Annotated in this window: 3 protein-coding genes; all 3 read left to right on the top strand. The window is 76.0% G+C overall.

Annotated features, from left to right (window positions below; translation table 11 throughout):
* The first annotated feature begins 69 nt into the window (after nt 1-69).
* Nucleotides 70-495, top strand: coding sequence for a YybH family protein (locus tag ABD308_RS15035; RefSeq protein ID WP_344333777.1), 426 nt, complete (start codon nt 70-72; stop codon nt 493-495).
* Nucleotides 496-570: 75 nt separating this feature from the next.
* The gene (locus ABD308_RS15030; RefSeq protein WP_344333770.1) at nt 571-1,524 is read left to right on the top strand and encodes a TIGR03557 family F420-dependent LLM class oxidoreductase; all 954 of its coding nucleotides are present in this window, start codon (nt 571-573) and stop codon (nt 1,522-1,524) included.
* Between the two features lie 17 nt (nt 1,525-1,541).
* Nucleotides 1,542-2,643: glycoside hydrolase family 15 protein (locus ABD308_RS15025; RefSeq protein ID WP_344333768.1), on the top strand; the 1,102-nt coding region annotated here is incomplete at its 3' end.

The following is a 2,643-nucleotide window of genomic DNA, read 5'->3' as shown; positions in this document are numbered from 1 at the left end:
TCCCGGGCCGGCGCCGTGTGCGTCCGCCCCGCGTTGCGGGCGCGGCGGAGCGGGCGCAGCATCCTGGGCATGACGAGCGACGAGGAACAGATCCGGGCCCTGATCGAGGCGTGGGCGGCGGCGGTCCACCGGGGGGACCTGGTGGCCGTGCTCGCGGACCACGCGGCGGACATCGTCATGTTCGACGTGCCGCCGCCCTACGAGGGCGTCCGGGGCATCGACGCCTACCGCGCGGTCTGGCCGCCGTTCTTCGAGTGGCAGGCGCGCGGCGCCGTGTTCGCGATCGAGCGGCTGGACGTCACGGCCGGCTCCGACGTCGCCTTCGCGTGCGCGCTGCTGCGCTGCGGGACGCCGCAGGATCTCGCCGACCGCCCGGCGCGGCGGCTGCGGCTCACCCTCGGGCTGCGCCGGCAGGACGGCCGCTGGGTGGTCGCGCACGAGCACCACTCCTTCCCCGAGGCCCCGGAGGTCGCCGAGGTCACCGGGGTGGAGTAGCGGCGGGGTTTGGGTCCGGCGGGGGCGGTTAGCCGTGTCGGTGGCCCACCTTCCGACCGACGAACGGAGGCCGCCGTGACCGCGTTCGGCTATTTCCTGTCCTGTGAGGAGTTCACCCCCGCGCAGCTCGTCGACCAGGCGCGGTGGGCGGAGCGGGCCGGGTTCACCCGGCTGGCGATCTCCGACCACTACCACCCGTGGAACGACGAGCAGGGCAACAGCCCCTTCGTCTGGGGTGTGATCGGGGCGCTGTCCCAGGTGTCCGCGCTGCCGGTGACCACGCTGGTCACCTGCCCCACCGTCCGGCTGCATCCGGCGGTGACCGCCCAGGCGGCGGCGACCGCCGACGTCCAGCTGTCCGGTGGGCTGCGGCTCGGGGTGGGCACCGGCGAGGCGCTCAACGAGCACGTGCTCGGCGACCGCTGGCCGCCGTTCGAGCAGCGGGCCGAGATGCTGGAGGAGGCGGTCGCGGTGATGCGCGAGCTGTTCACCGGCACGCAGGTGTCGCACCGGGGCGCGCACTACACCGTCGAGAACGCCCGGCTCTACACGGCCCCGGAGGCGGGCCGGCCGCCGGTCTACGTGTCGGCGTTCGGCGCGAAGGCGGCCGAGCGGGCGGCGGGCTTCGCCGACGGGCTGGTCACCATGAGCCCGGACACCGATCTGATCGGCCGGTACCGCGCCGCCGGGGGCCGCGGGCCGGTGCTCGGCGGGGTGAAGGTGTGCTGGTCCACCGACCGGGCGCGGGCCGTGAAGACCGCCCACCGGCTGTGGCCCAGCGAGCTGCTGCCCGGCGAGCTGGCGCAGGTCCTGCCCACCCCGGCGCACTTCGAGCAGGCCACCGAGCTGGTCACCGAGGAGCTGATCGAACAGGCCGTGACCTGCGGCGACGACCCCGCCGAGCACCTCGAACGGCTGCGCGGTTACCAGCGGGCGGGCTTCGACGAGGTGTACGTCGGCCAGATCGGCGACGAGCAGGAGGGCTTCTTCGAGTTCTACCGCGAGCGGATCCTGCCGCACCTGGGGTGAGCGGTCCGGAGCCCGCCGTGACCGGCTATCCGCCCCGTGTGCTGGGCGACTACGCGCTGCTCGCCGACGGCGAGCGCGGGGCGCTGATCGGCCCGGACGGCGAGGTCGCCTGGCTGTGCGCCCCGCGCTGGGACAGCGACCCGGTCTTCGCGGGACTCATCGGCGGCACCGGCGTCCACGCCGTGACCCCCGTCGGCCGCTTCGTCCCCGGCGGCTACTACGAGGACGGTTCGCTGATCCGGCGCAGCCGCTGGGTCACCGAGGACGGCGCGGTCGAGTGCCGGGAGGCGCTGGCGCTGCCCGCCGAGCCGCACCGGGCGGTGCTGTTGCGCCGGGTCACCGTCCAGTACGCCCCGGCCCGGCTGCGGCTGCTGCTGGCGGCGGGCTCCGGCTTCGCCGCCACGGGCTCCCACCGGCCGCGCCGGACCGAGGACGGCGGCTGGCGGATCAGGGCCGGGCGGCTGCGGCTTCGCTGGTCGGGGCCGGGCGCGGAGCGGGCGCGTCCGGTGGGCGACACCCTGCGCGCCGAGGTGGTGCTCGGTCCGGGCGAGACCCTGGATCTCGCCCTGGAGGTCTCCGACCGGCGGCTCGACGGCCCGCCGCCGCGGATCGCGGACCGCTGGCGGGCCACCGAACGGGCCTGGCGGGAGGCGGTGCCGCCGCTCGACGGCACCGCGGACGCGCGCGAGGCGCGGTTCTCCTACGCGGTGCTGCTCGGCCTGACCTCGCCCCGTACCGGGGGGATGGTGGCCGCCGCGACCACCAGCCTGCCCGAGCGTGCCGAGACGGGCCGCAACTACGACTACCGCTACGTGTGGATCCGTGACCAGTGCCTGGCCGGCCAGGCGGTCGCCGCCTTCGGGCCGTACCCCCTGCTGGACCAGGCGGTGCGGTTCACCACCGCCCGGGTCCTGGAGGACGGCCCGCGTCTGTCCCCCGCGTACACCGTGACCGGCGGACCGGTGCCCGAGCTGCGGCCGGTCGACCTGCCGGGCTACCCGGGCGGGCACGACCGGGTCGGCAACCGGGTGGCCCGGCAGTTCCAGCTGGACGCCTTCGGCGAGGCGCTGCTGCTGTTCGCGGCGGCCGCCCGGCACGCCCGGCTGGACCTGGACGGGC

Source organism: Kitasatospora putterlickiae, from assembly GCF_039527695.1.
GTDB lineage: Bacteria > Actinomycetota > Actinomycetes > Streptomycetales > Streptomycetaceae > Kitasatospora > Kitasatospora putterlickiae.
This window is presented reverse-complemented; position numbering and strand designations above follow the sequence as displayed.